The sequence below is a fragment of the Neobacillus sp. DZ-9 genome (assembly GCF_059587065.1).
The window spans coordinates 509,375-527,062 of record NZ_JCAIOL010000005.1 but is presented as its reverse complement, the minus strand read 5'-3'; the positions used below and the strand labels follow the sequence as shown (position 1 = coordinate 527,062).

General features: G+C 38.1%; 14 protein-coding genes. 4 read left to right on the top strand and 10 right to left on the bottom strand.

Annotation, left to right across the window (positions count from 1 at the left end; all coding sequences use genetic code 11):
• Nucleotides 1–909: 909 nt before the first annotated feature.
• From AC59HZ_RS17430 to AC59HZ_RS17395, 8 genes are all read right to left on the bottom strand, one after another.
• Nucleotides 910–1,164 (bottom strand): hypothetical protein, encoded by a 255-nt coding sequence (locus AC59HZ_RS17430; RefSeq protein WP_496547052.1) that lies wholly within the window; start codon nucleotides 1,162–1,164, stop codon nucleotides 910–912.
• Nucleotides 1,165–1,171: 7 nt separating this feature from the next.
• Nucleotides 1,172–1,660 (bottom strand): CBO0543 family protein, encoded by a 489-nt coding sequence (locus tag AC59HZ_RS17425; protein WP_496547051.1) that lies wholly within the window; start codon nucleotides 1,658–1,660, stop codon nucleotides 1,172–1,174.
• A gap of 282 nt (nucleotides 1,661–1,942) precedes the next feature.
• Nucleotides 1,943–2,695, bottom strand: coding sequence for a response regulator transcription factor (locus AC59HZ_RS17420; protein ID WP_496547050.1), 753 nt, complete (start codon nucleotides 2,693–2,695; stop codon nucleotides 1,943–1,945).
• On the bottom strand, nucleotides 2,692–4,527 hold the full coding sequence (locus tag AC59HZ_RS17415) for a sensor histidine kinase (protein ID WP_496547049.1): 1,836 nt from the start codon (nucleotides 4,525–4,527) through the stop codon (nucleotides 2,692–2,694). The genes AC59HZ_RS17420 and AC59HZ_RS17415 overlap by 4 nt, the downstream gene beginning before the upstream one ends.
• Nucleotides 4,528–4,623: 96 nt before the next feature.
• On the bottom strand, nucleotides 4,624–5,649 hold the full coding sequence (locus AC59HZ_RS17410; RefSeq protein ID WP_496547048.1) for a TRAP transporter substrate-binding protein: 1,026 nt from the start codon (nucleotides 5,647–5,649) through the stop codon (nucleotides 4,624–4,626).
• A 47-nt stretch (nucleotides 5,650–5,696) separates the two neighbouring features.
• Complete coding sequence (locus AC59HZ_RS17405; protein ID WP_496547047.1) at nucleotides 5,697–6,992, bottom strand: TRAP transporter large permease; 1,296 nt, start codon at nucleotides 6,990–6,992, stop codon at nucleotides 5,697–5,699.
• Between the two features lies 1 nt (nucleotide 6,993).
• Nucleotides 6,994–7,491: a TRAP transporter small permease gene (locus AC59HZ_RS17400; RefSeq protein WP_496547046.1), complete on the bottom strand. Its 498-nt coding sequence runs from the start codon at nucleotides 7,489–7,491 to the stop codon at nucleotides 6,994–6,996.
• A 348-nt stretch (nucleotides 7,492–7,839) separates the two neighbouring features.
• Nucleotides 7,840–9,891: a glycoside hydrolase family 3 protein gene (locus tag AC59HZ_RS17395; protein WP_496547045.1), complete on the bottom strand. Its 2,052-nt coding sequence runs from the start codon at nucleotides 9,889–9,891 to the stop codon at nucleotides 7,840–7,842.
• A 418-nt stretch (nucleotides 9,892–10,309) separates the two neighbouring features.
• Here AC59HZ_RS17395 and AC59HZ_RS17390 point away from each other — a divergent pair, with 418 nt between their 5' ends.
• From AC59HZ_RS17390 to AC59HZ_RS17380, 3 genes are all read left to right on the top strand, one after another.
• Nucleotides 10,310–11,185, top strand: a complete 876-nt coding sequence (locus tag AC59HZ_RS17390) for an alkaline phosphatase family protein (protein WP_496547044.1) — start codon at nucleotides 10,310–10,312, stop codon at nucleotides 11,183–11,185.
• Between the two features lie 458 nt (nucleotides 11,186–11,643).
• Nucleotides 11,644–13,356 (top strand): hypothetical protein, encoded by a 1,713-nt coding sequence (locus AC59HZ_RS17385; RefSeq protein ID WP_496547043.1) that lies wholly within the window; start codon nucleotides 11,644–11,646, stop codon nucleotides 13,354–13,356.
• Between the two features lie 13 nt (nucleotides 13,357–13,369).
• Nucleotides 13,370–13,822, top strand: a complete 453-nt coding sequence (locus AC59HZ_RS17380) for a HEAT repeat domain-containing protein (protein ID WP_496547042.1) — start codon at nucleotides 13,370–13,372, stop codon at nucleotides 13,820–13,822.
• A gap of 218 nt (nucleotides 13,823–14,040) precedes the next feature.
• On the opposite strand, the gene AC59HZ_RS17375 is transcribed toward AC59HZ_RS17380, so the two are convergent.
• Together AC59HZ_RS17375 and AC59HZ_RS17370 are read right to left on the bottom strand one after the other, a co-directional pair.
• Complete coding sequence (locus AC59HZ_RS17375; protein WP_496547041.1) at nucleotides 14,041–15,036, bottom strand: glycosyltransferase family 2 protein; 996 nt, start codon at nucleotides 15,034–15,036, stop codon at nucleotides 14,041–14,043.
• A 257-nt stretch (nucleotides 15,037–15,293) separates the two neighbouring features.
• Nucleotides 15,294–16,985, bottom strand: a complete 1,692-nt coding sequence (locus AC59HZ_RS17370; protein WP_496547040.1) for a DUF6044 family protein — start codon at nucleotides 16,983–16,985, stop codon at nucleotides 15,294–15,296.
• A 222-nt stretch (nucleotides 16,986–17,207) separates the two neighbouring features.
• On the opposite strand from AC59HZ_RS17370, the gene AC59HZ_RS17365 reads away from it, so the two are divergent.
• Nucleotides 17,208–17,681 carry a divergent PAP2 family protein gene (locus AC59HZ_RS17365; RefSeq protein ID WP_496547039.1) on the top strand — a complete coding sequence of 158 codons (474 nt, stop codon included), beginning with the start codon at nucleotides 17,208–17,210 and terminating at the stop codon, nucleotides 17,679–17,681.
• Nucleotides 17,682–17,688: the final 7 nt, after the last annotated feature.

Below are 17,688 nucleotides of genomic sequence, written 5' to 3'. Positions count from 1 at the left end.
TATATTACAAATTCGACAATAGTATGGGTTTCCCTATCGGGAAAGTGGGAAAAAGGTGAAAATTGTTAGACAGACTCGCTTGCACTATTAATGCACACGGCTCCTCCTAGTTATCGTTTACAGACTGTAGCTAATCTCTTTTCTTAGATACAATTTTGCTAATTCTGCTATCCATAGTAGTTTTGTTTCCATTTCATATTCCTACCTCTGTGTGTAGAAAATGTTTCCCTACTAAGGGTAATAACTGGTAGCTAGCCTTTCCTCCATCGGCATTACCCAACTTCATTGGTACTACGCTGCTATCCGACTCCCTACACCGGCGTTTGGCTTCCTTACTTTTTATCGCATGTACACCATACTCTTCTTACAAGAAAAGACCGGTAGGGTCTCCCGAGTTGCCGTATCATATCAATGTGTAACGTGCCAAGGTCTCTGACTCCAGAGAGGTTTTATCCATCTTGCCTTAAACGAAGGATAAAATGTAGCTTTCTGCTGCAGGTAAAGCATCAGCCCTCTCGTTTTACTAACATTATGGAGCTCAATCCCTTCAACCAATTGGCTTTCGGCCCGCCACCTAACTGTCTACGCTTAAAGACTAAAGTTACCTTTAGCCCTCCAAGACTCGCTACGAGCGAATGGCTGGTTCTTACTCGACGGGAATCCCACCCGCTATATGATACGACCTAGGCTCGGCCGCACACCTGCCCCGTTAGCGGAAGAAGAAAAAGAGTTGCCGCAGCAACCCTTAATTAAACTCAAGCACCCTATAGTTTAATTACATTATTTCAAAATTTTTTCACCTGAATAAAAAAGGGTTGCCGTAGCAACCATTGTTTTAGATAATGTTAAAAATAAAGTAAAATTTATCTTTCAGTCCAATTTTCGCTTAGAGGTGCTTATGTTGTCCTTTTAGGAAGGTCTCCCACTATATTTAGGATTACGAGCAATTTTTATTAAAATATGACGAATGATAAATCCAATTCCTAACCCTTCCGCAAATTTATAAGCATCATACAAGGCAAACATATAAACACAAGAGTTAAACATAAGCCATTGTTGATCAACCACTCTTGCAGCGACTTTTATTTCCCCAAGAAAACTAAACATGATAGCTTGGTTAAATAAACTGTTGACATTAATAGTGAATTCCAAAACGATAAACAATATCCCTTTAATATTCAGTTATATTTTGCTTACCTTTAAACTTATCTAATATTTTTATTAAACCAACGAACCCTCTAATCGTAAATAAAGTCAAATTAACACTGGCAAAAGTATGGAATGGTGACCATTTTTTCCATTTAAATAATCTAGTATTCTTTTCCATAAACCATTGACCAACACTCATAGGAACACTAAATATTAAACTTTTTAGTAATATTCCCCAAAGTTTGTCACTATATGAAATCTTAACCCATATAACACTTAAAATCGGGAAAAATAATATGTCATAAATAATATTCGTTTTAAAAATTTTTGGAAAAGGACGAACTGGATATTCAACTCTTTTCGTTCCAACAACATAAGCATCTAAAAGAGTTGCAATTACTCCTTTTGAGAAAAAGATCACGAGATTTTCTCTCATTTTTGATCCTTTAAACAAAAATGGTAAAGAAATAAAACATAAAGATGTGAGTAAATTTAACAGTTTTTTCTCCATAAAAAAACATCCTTCCGTAAAGGAAATATTTTTGACAATATTACAATTTCCTATTCAATTAAATACTATCCTAAAAAATTTCCAATAAATTTTATTTTTTCTTCATCTAAACTGCCCCTTTAGTTGAAGTAGGATCAATTATATTGGTACTCAAAACGGCACTGAAATGGACAGAAGTAAGAAAATGACGTATGCCAATGATACGTCATTTCTTGTGTCATTTATTAAGAAAGCACCCGAAAACGGAACCCTTTATTTTTTTGTCTCTAGACTTCTTTCATTTTATGGAGTGATGACTGATTTCCGAAACTCAGATGGTGAAAAACCGATTATCCTTTTAAAGTTATTACTAAAATAAGCTAAATCGGAATATCCGACTCTTTCCGCAATCTCGGACATTCTTAACGATGTATTTTGTAATAAACGTTTACTTTCCTCTATTCGAAGCTCGGTAATATAATCAACAAATTTTTTATTTAGTTGTTGTTTGAATAATTGACTGAGATAACTAGGATTCATATGGACGCTTTCTGCTGCATCTTTCAGTGTAATTTGGTCTAATGGGGTCTTTTCTATATAATGCAAAACTCTTTCAATCGTGGATGAAGGCAGATTCTCATCCACTATATTGGGTGCGTTCATTTTTGACTCTGCTTGATCTAGTTGGTCTAGCCATTTTTCAAGGCATGCTTTTAAATCGAGCTCCTCCACTGGTTTTAACAGGTAATCCGTTACCCCGTTTCGAAGGGCTTTTTGAACAAATTGGAAATCGTCATGTACGCTGATGACGATGACATCTGGTTTCTTTTTTAAATGATTCACTTCCTTTACAAATGAAAGTCCGTCCATTATTGGCATCCGAATATCCGTAATGACAAGGTCTACTTCATTTTGCTTGATCCAATCAAGTGCTTCTAATCCATTCTCACATTCATTGGTTACCTTCAAGGGAAGATTCAACTGCTTGATTGTCCATTTAAGAGCAGTTCGAACCCATCTCTCATCATCAACTAACAGGATCGTTCTCTTTTTCATTGTTTCGCCCCCTCCCTATCATCTGGAAAAGGTAAATGGATTAATACTTCTGTCCCAATACCCTGCTCACTTTTCATCGTGATTCCATATTCAGACCCAAATAAATAATGAATCCTTTGGTGAACATTTAAGATTCCTATATTTTTCCCGTCCATAGAAGTCCTTCTTTGTTGAATGCGATTCCTTATCTCTTCTAAAAGGTCTTCGTCTATACCATTACCTGAGTCAAAAATGCGAATCACGAAGGTAGACTCCGATTGACGAATGGCAGAAATCACAATTTCTATTTTTCTAGTATCCGGACCAAACCCATGAACAAAGCAATTCTCCACTAAAGGCTGGAGTGAAAACTTTACCACCTTAAGTTCCATAGCCCAATCAGGGATATCAAACTTAAACTCAAAACGATCTTCAAAACGAAATTTTTGAATCCGAAGGTACATTTCAGAAAAATTTATTTCTTCCCTAAGACTAACAGTGGAGGATGAATTATTCAGATTATACCGTAGTAGTTTTCCGAGCGAGAAAGACATAATGGCAATATTTTGCTGATCTTCCTCTAAAGCCATTCCCCTAATGGTTTCAAGTGAATTGTATAAAAAATGGGGATTCATCTGTGACTGAAGCATTTTTAGTTCAACTTCTTTTTGTTTAAGTGACATTTCCGCCTCTTTTAACTTCGAGACATACACTTCTTCTAGGAGATTCGAAAGTTTTTCTACCGTATTATTAAACCCCGCAGTCAATTGTCCAATTTCATCCTTTGAATCCACTCTTACTCTACCATTTAGATTTCCAATTTCCACTTCCTTCATAAAATGCTGGAGACGACGTATGGGCCGAATGATACTGGTCGCAAATCCAAAACCGATCAAATAGGCCGCGATTAAAGAAATAATAATGGTAAGAGATATGGCTTTTTCAATTTGAATCATCCCACCCGTTAAATCTCGGTAGGGAACAGCTGTTAAAAACCTCCAGCCTAGATTCCGTGAGAAGGTATAAGTCACAAAATCTTTTCGTTTATTTTCTAATATTTCCGTGCTGCTCTCTTCTGCTTTTAGTTGGGAAAGCTGTTTGAATTCAACCTTTCTTCCAAGTTTCGAATAATCGGGGTGATAAACATAATGTCCATTCGCATCTAATATGAAAAAATAGCCATTTTTGCTAATCGTTACTTTGTTAGAGATTTCTTCAATCCTTCGGAAATTAATATCGATAATAAGCATGCCTACTGGCAGGAGGGTTCTTGGGTTATATAGCCTCCTCACTAGTGAAATAACAGGCTGCTCATTATTTTCTAATTTTAGCCTCCTTGTGACAAGCATACTCATCCCATTTAACGGGACGGAGGAATACCAATATTCCTCTCTCATTTTCATGGCTGGATAGAAATTTCTTTTACCAAGCGTATCAATGACCTGACCGTCATCAAGAAGAATCGTGATATTTGAGATATCTGCTCTTGAATATTCTGCTGTTTTTAGGGTGTTTCGTGTCGGTTCGATCAAATGCTCTTTACTTTCTGATGACTTCATTTTCAATAGACTTGATAGTTCTGGAGAATTGATCATTTTTAGGCTGGTAATTTCAAAATCCTGTAGATAGTATTCAATATGGGTCTCTACTTGATCAATTACCTGCCTGCTTGATTGTCGAAGTTCATTTTCAAGCTCTACGGATGAACGTTTGTATGAAATGATGCCAACTGAAAGCACAGGAAATATTACCAGAAAACTGGAGAAAACGCATAGTTTAATCATTAGTGACTGATTTTTTAAGAGAATGTATGTTTCAATAAACGCCACTATTTTTCTCCAAGTTTTCGTCATCGTGATCCATTCCTTACCATTTGTATTTTTCAAACAGAAAAGACCTAGTTGATAAATACAAATATTTACCAACTAGGTTGAATGCCAGTTTATCGATTATGGACGGGATTTTTCAATTGCATCCATTACCTCTTTATAATCTTTTGAGTATTTATCAACCATTGATTTAACAGCATCTTTCCAAGGAGTCATATCATCAACCTCAGTAAATATCACTCCAGCTTCTTTCAGTTTCTTAGTGGAGCGTTCTTCCCACTTATCCCATTCTTCTCTTTGTGTCTTTACTGAATCTAATGCAGCTTGCTTAATAAGTTTTTGATCCTTTTCTGAAAGCTTATCCCATGCCGCTTTACTAATTAACAGGACTTCAGGGATTCGTTGGTGGTGATCTAAAATAAAGTTTTTAGCTTCTTGATAATGGTTAGAAGAGTCTAAGCTTGGGATGTTATTTTCTGCACCATCAATAATTCCTGTTTGCAGGGCACTAAATACTTCCCCATATGGCATTGGCGTAGCACTTGCACCAAGGGCCTCCATGAAATCAATATTGATCTTACTCTGCTGTACGCGAATTTTTTGACCCTTTAAGTCCTTCACGCTTTTTAGTGGTTTCGTAGAATAAAAGCTTCGTGAACCTGAATCGTAATAAGCAAGCCCTTTCATTTTGGACTGTTCTAATCCATCTAACAATTTTGTTCCCATATCTCCGTTTAGGAAATTCCATAAATGCTCTTCACTTTCGAATACATATGGGAGCCCAAGAGCCGTAAACTGATTATTGAACTCGGCAAGTGGACTGGAATTAATCCGTGTAAACTCGATGGCTCCAAGCTGAACCTGCTCTAGAACGGATTTTTCATCCCCTAATTGCGCGGATGGAAATACTTCAATTTTAATTCGGCCGTTAGATCTTTCTTCTACCAATTCAGCAAACTTTTTGTCACCCACAACAGTTGGATAATCTGGCGGCTGATTATCGGCCAAGCGGAAGGTATACTTTGGTTCTTCTGTTTTTGAACCACCTTCTTTTGAACTAGTCGTTTCCTCTTTTCCGCAAGCGGCTAGGATGGTACCCATTAACAACGTTGCTGCAAGAATTCCTGTAATCTTTTTTCTCTTCATTTCTATAACCCTCCTTAAAATTTTTTTTATTTTCACCTATCCTTCGGTTACTTAACTAACAGATGTGGAAGCCACATGACAACCTCAGGAATATAGGTAATAACCAGCAGAACAATTAGTAATGCGTAGAAAAATGGCATCATCGCTTTTGTCCCTTGTTGTATCGAGACCTTCCCGATCGCGCAGCCAACAAACAGTACGGTACCAACTGGAGGCGTTAAAAGCCCAATCCCTGCATTTAAGATAAGGACGATTCCAAAATGTACCGGATCCATTCCAAAACTCGTTACCACCGGCAGGAGAATAGGTGTCATAATTAAAATCATTGGCGCCATGTCCATTGGTGCCCCTAGAAGCAGCAATAATATATTAATAATCAATAGAATAATAAGCGGATTATCTGAAATACTTAAAAATAAGTTAGTTACCATGGATGGTATTTTCAAATAGGCTAAAATCCAGCCAAAGGATGCAGAAGCTGCGATTAAGAAAAATACCATTGAGACCGTACGCATTGTTCGGGTTAATATTTTCCATATATTAGATATTTTTGCTTCTCTGTAGACAACAAACGCTAGAATAAAAGAATACAAGCATGCTAGTGCTCCAGATTCTGTTGCGGTAAACCAGCCACTCATGATACCGCCCAAAATGATGACCGCAGGACTTAATGATAAAAGTCCGTGTATAAGAATCCCGGCAATTTCTGATTTAGGAACAGGGTCTGCTTTTTGATAGCCGCGTTTTCTTGCAATAATGTAACCCGTAATCATTAAGGAAACTAACATAATAAAGCCTGGTACGATGCCAGCCATAAACAAACTAGCGATGGAAACCCCACCGGCTGCTAACGAAAAAAGAACAAGATTATGACTTGGCGGGACGACTACACCTTGTATCGCTGAGGCAATCGTTACACCAACAGCGTAATCTGCTTCGTAGCCCTTCTTTTTCATCATTGGAATCATAACGGAGCCAACGGAGGAAACGTCTGCTACCGCTGATCCGGATATATTTCCAAAGAAAAGTGCAGCAACACTGTTAACCATGGCAAGTCCTCCACGGATTCTACCAACCATTAAACTAGCAAGATTCACGATCCGAGTAGCCAGTCCCCCTTCACTCATAATTTGCCCAGTTAAAATAAAGAACGGAATTGCCAGTAAAGAAAAGGAATTCATCCCTTGGATCATTTGCTGGCCAACTACCGGAAGTGGTATCCCTAAATAGATAACCGTTAATAATGACGATGCAACAAGCGTAAGGGCAATTGGAAACCGAAGTAAGATTAATAGGACAAAGCTTGAAAGTAAGATAATAATTCCAATTGTATTGCTGTCCAAATTACATACCCTCCTCTATCTCTTTGTGACGAGTGGTGTTGATGTTTAAGAATTGTAAAAGTGAATAAACGCAAATCATTACTCCTGTAACGGGCATAACCGCATAAGTGATACTGCTTGGAAGTTTAGTAGCCGGCAGTGTTGATTCCATCATCAATACTGTAAAGTCCCAGCCCTGAAACACCAGGTATACACCGAAAGCAAAAATGGAGGCACTGATGATTTTATCTAAGACTTTATTAAAGCTTTTAGGAAATAAATTCGTGAAAGAATCAATTCCTAAATGGATATACTCTCGAAATCCCACCGCTATTGCCATAAAGGCAAACCAAGCAAGCAATAAAAGCGTGATTTCCTCTGACCAAAAAAATACAAAATTAAATAATTTCCGGGTCAAAACTTGTGTGGTTACGACCAAAATTAAAGCTACTAACGAAAATAGAGTGAATTTTTCAAAAATAGTATCGATGACTAACCCTATTTTTTTGATGACACTCATTTGATTCCCCCCCATATTGAAAACGTTTACCTTTCTTTCATTTTAAGAATCTGATGAATGTTTTTGAATGTTCTTTTTTTAGGATAATTTGTGATTTTTTTAGGTAGGATTTGTATTTAAAGGTATTTATACTATTTTGTTAGTTTAATAAACTAATATAATATATTTTAAAATTAGCATTATTATTGTTTTCTTTCAATAAAAAATCTCATGTGATCAAACCAACTACCATAATCATCTAATTCTAATTATCAGCCTAACTTGCTTTAAAAGATCATTCTCCATTCAGAAATGAAATGCCCAGTCCAATATGAACTGAGCAATTCTCTTTATCTTCTTTCTTCCCTTTTATTTAAAGCTTAGACCAAATCCAAAGGTGTAGTCGTCGCCAGCAGCATTTGTGTAGGTGTAGTCGAATTTTTCCGCGTATCCAGGGACATCTGACGCGTTCTTTTCGACAGCTTCCTGATTGGCTGGGATTGTGATTGGAAGCTTACCTGTTGGATTGAAGCGTCCGCGCAGAACGTCCAGCAGTGCATCAGATTTGACGCTGTAAGTAGCTACGACTGCAGCAGCTGCAGGCTCTACCTCATCAATCACCCATGGATTGGTCATATTGATTACAAGGGTTGTTGGGACGGCTGCTTCGATTTGTTTCACCTTCGCAACGTCAACGCCGGTGTTTGTTCCTAGTTTAATGTCAACAGTAGAGTTATCAGGGAACTCGAATGGGCTTGGACGCAGCCAAACAAGAGCGGCATTTGCCTCGCTAAGCGTATTTACAATGGTCACTGTTGGGTCTTCCTTCGAAATTTGTTTCTTCAGTGCTTCTGTTCGAGCGGCACTATTATTACCGCTAAAAACTTCAACGTATAGCTTTGTATTTGCGATTTTTTCATCAGTCAACGGCAGCATACCTTGGTTGTTGCGCAAAAGTGTAATGGACTTAAGGTGCGCTTCGTCCGCTCTGGCCTGTGATTTTTCTGAGCTGGCGATCTTCTGAGCTTCTGCCGGGTCGGTATATGGGTCCTCGAAAAGTCCAAGGTTGAACATTTCAGTAAGCAGCTGGGACACGGAAGGATTAAGGTCCTTCTCCTTTATTAATCCTTTATTTACAGCAGAGATTAGTCCGCTTGGGTCATTGTTGTCAGAGAAAATGTTTGTTCCTGCATCGATTGCCTTAGCAAATTTCTCCTCAATGGTCAGGTCATGAACTCCCCAGTCGCGGTTGGTCAACACGCCGCTATCGCTGTTGACATAGCCTTTGAAGCCCATCCGTTCACGGAGAAGGTCAGTGAGGATGGTCTTGTTGTAGGCGCCGGCGACCTCTTCAAATTGCTGGGTCTCAGATTGCCAAAGCTCACGCGGAAGCTGTTCGGCACTGCCCTCATTTTTCGGTACATTATAGTAAGACATGACTGAGCTTACTCCGGCATCAATGGCAGCTTGGAACGGTGGCAGCTGGTATTTGTATAGGCTGCCTGGTGTTGGGTAAGTAGCGTACTGTCCCGGTTCATTGTGCGGATCGAGGCCCTTGACCACAGCACCGTCCCCAGGGAAATGCTTAACGGTTTGTGCGACAGATTGGCTGCTAAGCTCCTCTCCTTGGAAGCCAAGCACTAGTTCTTTGGCAATTTTCGCATTCCATGCCGGGTCTTCGCCGAAGGTGCCTGAGATACGGCGCCATCTCGGTTCAGTCGCAGTTTCAATTTGGTATCCATAGTCCTTTTGGATGCCAGCAGAGCGCCACTCATCACGAGCAATCTCGGCAAAATCGCGAATCAGGTCAAGGTCTCGTGTAGCCGAAAGGCCGAGCGTGCCAGGCCAAGTCGAGAATTGACCGGAAGCCTCACTGATTCCGAACTCATTCTGTTCATTAATGTGATTTCTAGGGTTGGAGGTGAAAACGAGCGGGATCCCAAGTGGCGTTTTTTCAGCGATTTCCTGGTATTGATTCGCCCGTGTAGCAAGATCTGCTGCTGTAAGGTTATCTCGGATGATTAGGTAACGAATGTGGCGGTTATTAATGTAATCGTTGATGCTAGTAGTACTTAGTGATGTGATTTGCATGATTCCAGCCTTTTCTTCCATGCTCATGCGGGGGAGGAGATCTGCAACCCGCTTCTCTGTTGATAAACGCCAGTCCTCGTAAGGATCGACTTTGCCGTTGGCATTGAGATCCTTAAACAGGCGCTGACCAATTTTAATAATAGGCTTAACATGGGCCTCAACAGATGGTGCCTTCTTACCGCCCGCATTTGAATGGGCCGGTGGGTTGCCCCCTGAACTGGAGTTACTAGGAGACGCAGCAAAAACACCTCCCGCGATGGCTGTAGCTGCAATACTTGAAACAAGTGACGACATAACAATCTTTCTAAAATATTTTGGTCTCTTTGACAACCTTGTTCCCTCCCTAAAATTTTTGAATTTTTTTCTCTAAACAAAAACTATCTAGGTTTTTATAGCCCTCCTCTATCAAAAAAATTATCCCTACCATGCAAACGGTTACATAACAGGATAATTAAATTATAGGAAAATTCGGACAAAATTAGATTGTGTAAAATTTATGTTTTTTTGTGATATTTTTAGAAGTATGGGGTTTTTCCTGTAATGGATTCTCTTTGACTGGATTGTTCTTTATATTAGGATGAAAAGCTTTTTCCCTGCTTTATACCGTTTTTTCAGTTCCCTCCGGTTATTGCCCGGTTTTTCTTAATAAAACATAGTTCAAGAAGGTTAAAAGATAGTACATAGAGAATAAGTGATATATCTAATCTAGGAAACTAATGAATTAATGAAGAAAAGAGGTAGTTTTTAGGTGAAAGTATGGGGAATAGTAATTCTTTCATTTATGTTTATATTAAGTGCTTGTTCACAGAGTGATCCCCAAAAACATATTTCGGTTAATCCATTGTCTTCCAACTCATCAAAAAGAGTAGAACTTCCAAAATTTGATCACATCGTTATCGTGATCGAGGAAAATCATGCGAAACGACAGATTATGGGAAATCCTTCGGCACCATATATCAATTCTCTTATGTCCCAGGGTGCCAACTTGACAAACTATCATGCAATCGAGCATCCTAGCCAACCAAATTATTTGGATTTGTTTTCTGGATCCAATCAAGGTGTTCAGGACGATCATGTTCCAAAAACACAATTCTCGTCCGATAATTTAGCTAAAGAACTTATTGGAAAAAAATTATCATTTGCGGGTTATTCGGAAGATTTGCCTTCAATCGGTTTTAATGGAGAATACAACAATGAATATGTACGCAAGCATAATCCATGGGTTAACTTCACTAATGTACCGAAAAAAGTAAATAAACCATTAGAAGAGTTCCCAACAGATTTTAGCCAACTGCCAACCGTTTCATTTATGATTCCTAATCTCCAAAATGACATGCATGATGGAACCATTGAGCAAGGAGACAAATGGCTAAAGAAACACGTAGAATCCTATATCCAATGGGCAAAAAAAAATAACAGCCTGTTAATAGTGACCTGGGATGAAGATGACTATTCCCAGAGTAACAAAATCCCAACCTTTCTTGTCGGTCCTATGGTAAAAACTGGGGAATTCAACCAAAAGTTAAACCACTTCATTCTTTTACGTACAATCGAGGATATTTACGGATTACAGCATGCCGGAAAAAGTAAATCCGTTAAACCTATAATGAATATTTGGAAATAAAATAAGTTCTTTAAGTGCTGCATCCAGTGGGTCTTGATTATCGCTTTTACAAAACTAAACGTACAAATGAAAAGCCCATTTCGCGAAGGGCTTTTTTGTGTTGACTATGTTAAAAGCTTGTATTAATGATTGCCACCCTCTTTCACCTTTAATTAAACTCACTTAGTATCGTTCTTAAATCAGCTACTGTCTCGGTAAAAGATACAGTCTCACCTTCTGGATTTCGATATACTTTTCTATCCCAATTTGTTAAATACTTTTTCATTTGCATAAAAAAAATCATTAAAGTGGAATAATCTGTTATTTCTTTCCATACAAATCGATTGGAGGAAGGAATTGTTCTTTATTATGAACCTTTTGCTAATACTTTATTTCAACTTAGATATTTTAGAGTTTTAAAGAAAAGGTGCGAATTAGGACAAGTAAACCTGTTTGAATGAGAAAAAAGGGGGAGTTTTATGACTTGTTACACTGGATTTGGAAACTTATCTGATGGTAAACACCCAATTTGGATTGGGGACTTCAATGGGAATGGGCGGAAGGATGTCCTATTCTTTTATTATGGAGACAAGAACTGGTGGCTGGGCACACATCAAGGTCCAGGAGGAAAACTTTCCTGGCCTTTTGCCGGTAATACGGTTGGTTTCGGTAATTCACCTCAAGGCTGTCCAGTATGGATTGGCAACTTTTCACGTACTGACCGGGAAGAAGTGCTTTTCTATTATCCAGGAGACGACAATTGGTGGTTGGGGTCTCATGATGGAAATCAACTTAAATGGACGTTAGCCGGCAATACAAAAGGATTCGGGCATGCCATAAACGATGGCCGTCCGTTTTGGTTGGGAGATTTCAATGGGAATGGACGGAAAGACATCCTCTTCTATTATCCCGGAGATGACAATTGGTGGCTGGGTTCGCATGATGGGACCAAATTGAACTGGACATTAGTTGGTAATACAAAAGGATTCGGGCATAAAATCAATGATGGCCGTCCATTTTGGATTGGCAACTTTTCGCGTGCGGATCGGGACGAGGTGCTTTTCTATTATCCCGGAGATGACAATTGGTGGCTGGGTTCGTATGATGGGACCAAGCTGAATTGGACATTAGCAGGAAATACAAAAGGATTCGGGCATGCCATTAACGATGGTCGGCCGTTTTGGGTCGGTGATTTCAATGGAAATGGCCGAAAAGACATTCTTTTCTATTATCCCGGAGATGACAATTGGTGGCTGGGATCACATGATGGGACTAAACTAAACTGGACATTCGCCGGCAATTCAAAAGGATTTGGGCATGCCATCAATGATGGCCGTCCATTTTGGATTGGTAAATTCTCACGTGCCGACCGAGACGAGGTCCTCTTCTATTATCCAGGAGATGATAATTGGTGGCTGGGGTCACATGATGGATCCAAACTGAACTGGACATTCGCCGGAAATACCAAGGGATTCGGACATGCGATCAACGATGGCCGTCCGTTTTGGGTTGGAAATTTTAGCAGGTCCGACAGATCCGAGATCCTCTTCTATTATCCTGGTGATGGGAATTGGTGGCTTGGTTCACATGATGGTAACCAGTTAAAATGGTCACTAGCAGGTAATACCGGCAGGCCGTGCCGCGAAAACGTCGTGGTACACTTCAAGTCCTTAATCGCGATTGATAACTCGATAAATACCTTTATTAATGATCAATTTACTGCGATGCAGGATCTGTTCGCTGAAGGCGGTATAGCAGTCTATCGGGGAACTACAGAGGACCTAAGTGGTAATAGAAATTTACAGCCGCTTTTGAATCTTGATGTCGGTAATTGTATGCTTGGGCAGCCTACACAGGAACAAAGAGATCTTTATAGTAATCGAAACAACGTTGCGAATAATGATATCGTCGTCTACATCGTTTCAAATTTAATTGGCGGGTCAGGCAACTTCTTAGGGTGTGCAACACATCCAGATGGACAGCCGGGTGCAGCGGTCGTTCAGTCAAATTCTAGATGGCTTGTGGCACATGAGGTTGGGCACGTTCTAGGGCTATTGCATGTAGATAACAGGGTCCCAACAAACAGTGATTTCCTCATGTGGCCCAACGTCGGTTGGACAAACGTGCCTCCCAATCTCTCGTCTAACGAATATTCGACAATGCTAAGCAGCGGTTTAAGCCGAAATTGCTAAGGAGGATCATACAATGGCTTTGACAATCAATCAATTGAGAAATCAATTAAGTGCAATTGAGCCGAGTGATAATGTTTTTGCAGGTATTGGCCCCTCAGAGATTCCCTTGTTGGAACAGTTATTAAAGGACAATGAGGCATGGATGGCATCACGGGCGGTTTTTGCCCTTAGCAGGATTTCTGACAGTAAGGCCCAATCCATCCTGGCGAATGCTGCGACTGATCCACGCCCGGAAGTGAGGGTTTCTGTAGCTGCAAGCGCACAAAATATGCAAGCAAACAATGCCAGCCCGATTTTATTAAACCTGCTTAATGATGCAGATGTGGGCGTACGAAAATTTGCCGTCCGAGCCGTTTCCAAGAGCCACGATGCAGCCCTCCACGCAAAGCTAAACGACTTACAGACAAAAGACCCACTGCCAGTCATTCGCGAGCTTGCAAAAAAGAAACTGGAAAATATACATTAAGTTGTAAATTAAAACGCTAATGGAAAACCGAATCGATTTTGCCATAGAAAATAGTCTAGGATAATTACCTTTTGATTGTTATGACTATGGTCATAAAAATAATACAAATAAAGAAGGGTTGGTTACTTAAAGTAGCGAACCCTTTTTTACCTCCTTTGAATTTTAATAAATAAATTCGATGTTCAATGGTTTACCATACTTAAAATATAGTAATTTAATCACTTAACAAATTGTAGTTCTTTTGGTTGTTCAGCCCTTTTAACATTAGAGAATAAATCAATTTCAACAGCATATCTAGGACGTTTTTTAACCTCATTGTATATTTTACCAATATACTCACCAATAATTCCGATACCCAATAACTGAAGCCCTCCTACAAACCAAATTGAAAGTATTAATGACGTCCAACCCGTTTCGGTGTGTCCTAAAATCTCCTGAATAAATGCGTAACCACCTGCAATAGAACTTAAAATTATAGATAAAAACCCCAAAAATGTCACAAATCTAATCGGAGAGACACTAAAAGATGTAATTCCATCAAAAGCAAATAGAAGCATTTTCTTTAATGGGTATTTTGATTCTCCAGCAAACCTTTCTTTTCGATCATAATAAACCTTTGTAGATGGAAAACCTACAAGTGGAACAAGTCCCCGAAGGAATAAATTAGTTTCTTGATATTTAAATAATTCATCCAATGAACGTTTGCTCATTAATCGAAAATCAGCATGATTAGGAATAAGATTTATTCCTAGCTTTGCCATGTTCCGATAGAAACCCAATGCAGTAGTACGTTTAAAAAAAGTATCGGTATCACGTTTATCTCTTACACCATAAACAATATCGAAACCTTCCCAAAACTTTTCTACAAATGTACGAATGACATTTATATCATCCTGTAAATCAGCATCAATTGAGACGATACAATCGGATTGTTTGTTAGCTGTTTCTAGTCCCGCTATAAGGGCATTTTGATGTCCAACGTTTCTAGCGAGTTTTAAACCAGTGACATGGTGGTTTATCTTACGTTGTTCCTCAATTAACTCCCAAGTCCGATCTTTACTGCCATCATCAACGAATAGGATTTTGCTTTCTTCTGAAACAAGTGAATCTTTTATCATATCAACTAACACATGTGACAATTGTTTTGAAGTCTCTTTTAATACCTGTTCTTCATTAAAACATGGAACAACAATTGTTAATAAAGGATATTTCATTTTGATTCACTCCTATTCAAACGTATTTCACTTAAAAGTAATGTCCATATAAAAATGGATCAATTGAAAGGTGCTAACGTTTCCTTTTAATGGTATCACCTATTTTTTTCAATCCCTACATTTTCATGAATTTTTAACCTTATATTAAGCCATATTTTAGGTTTTCTATAAAGTTCAAGGTCAATCTTTCGTCTTTTATCAGTTCCAAAATAGAAGAGGGCCCCGTTAGGAGCCCCTCTTCTATTTTCCTCGATTTTTCATATGACTTTATATAAATAAATACGCCAGTAAGCATCCTTTCCATCAAAAACCTTTTCCAACCTGAGGTGGCTTTCAGCTTCGTTTTGAATCGGTACAGTAGAGAGTACATACTCCCCACCCATTTGTTTCAACACCTGAATATTTAAGTCTAAATGCTTAATCACCTTATTCGATTCTTTTGAAAACATATAATTTTCGCCCAACTCGCTAACAAATATGTAACAGCGTCCACCCCACTGATCAAAATAATCCCTAATGGTTTTGTTTTTAGCAAGTTCTGGAGCAATGATTTTTCGGAATTGGTGTTTATATGTTAATGGATAAAAATTATTATAAGTGTCCAATGTGTATAAGCCATTAAATTGAGCAATCGCTGGATGCAACCCGATGCTAACGACCCGATAATTTTGGACTGGTTTACCAATGAATTGCTTAATTTCATTAAATTCATCAACAGCATAAAATTGTTTAAATGAAGGTTGGTTATGATACCAGATTTGTTCGTTTGAAGGAACTAATACAACCAGTTGTAAAGTAGCAAAAACAACTGCCCAAGTACGCCATTTTTTATTGTATTTCCATAATATTTGTAAAGAAACAGCAAATAGAACATAAATAATCATGGGTCGTAGATAATGGTAACGGGAAAAATTAAAGGTGTTTAAAATACTGATTTTTTCCTTTAAAGGTGCCCACCCTTGATACCACCAAAAAGAATACCAGACAGATAACAAAAAGTTAGCTAGATGCAGTCCAATAAATAGCTTTTCTTGTCTCCAGCTTTTTTGCATTATCACAATAATTAAGGCAATTAAGGCTGTTGGGAAGATAACAAACTCATAAAGGGGTTGGTCTTGGTTATGTCCAATAAAATAATTTTTGAAAATTAATTCAATTGTTTGAATCAGGTTATTTTTTGATTCGATAAACTCGGAGCGATTAGTCTCTTCAGATGAAAAAATTAGGGACATTACGTTACGATATTCAATCGCTACGTAAATTAAAGTCATATAAAGAATCGAGAAGAATAATCTTAAGTGTGCTTTTCTGTTTTTTACAACCTCGATCAGCCAAAATACACCCATTGCACTTAAGAAGAAGAAAAAACCCAACATAAAAGTGGAATAAAAAGGTAAAAGAGTGAGAATCACCAAACTGGCCCAAGTTCTTTCTTTATTTCTGATATTTAGAAATGCCCATAAAGCAAGCGGCATTCCCAAGGTACTTAACATTCCGTTTGCCCAAAATGGTGTTAAAGCAAATGTCAAGGCGGAAATAACACGAATGAATCCATGTTTTCGATCTTTAATTACATATCTTCTTACTAATAAATACATTCCAAAAAATGCAATAAAACGACTAATTGCTTGGTTTAATCCATAGGCAATGACTGGTGGAAACAAACGAAATAATTCAACCATTCCATAGTATTCGGAGTAATAAGCGTTACGCGATAAGTGACCATTTATTATCTGCGGAATATTCGAATTGATTGGTCCAAATAGCTGCCCACTGTCCATTAGAACTTTATACCATGCGATATTTGAATCTAAGTTATCGTGAATCCGCATATGTGCTTGCTCTCCAAGGACAAAATAAGGTAATACCCAAAGTAGAATAATAAGAAGAGCCCCAAATATATATGTTCTTTCTCGTTTAAGATATGTTTTGAGAGTGGATGGTTCCATTCAAATCAATTCCTTGAAAAAATTTTTTGAGTAAGTCACTTCTGAAATAGTAACATTTATTCTCTTGACAAAATTCTTTTTAATGAATTTTTAATTAAATAATAAGGTATTCTTAGGATTTGACTGTTATTTTAAATATGCGGGACTATATTTCCTTTTTGAAAAGCTATGTAAACGAAGCATTTATCCATAAAAATTATTTTCATATATATAGGAGGAAAAATGTTCTTATCTTATCCCATTCTGGCTTCTCTTTTGGGTATGTTAATTGCCCAATTCGTAAAAATTCCAATTCACTTTTTGACATCAAGGGAATTAAAGTGGAATTTGATGTTTAGTACAGGTGGTATGCCAAGTTCTCATACTTCGACAATCATTTCTTTAACTACCGCAATTGGGTTAACTTCAGGAATTTATTCAAACGAATTTGCCATAGCTGTGGTGGTATCCGTAATCGTAATGCACGATGCTACTGGCGTAAGAAGACATGCTGGCTATCATGCTGAAGTACTAAATAAGCTTTTAGTTGATTTCAATCAATTAATTGATACTTTAAAAGATCCTAATTTAAAAAAAGCAGAGTATAGAGAAAAATTAAAAGAATTGTTAGGACATAAACCAATAGAAGTGTTTTTTGGAGCTATTACAGGCATTATAGTAGGAGTTGCAACTTTTTATTTATATCCCTTTAAATAACATGGAA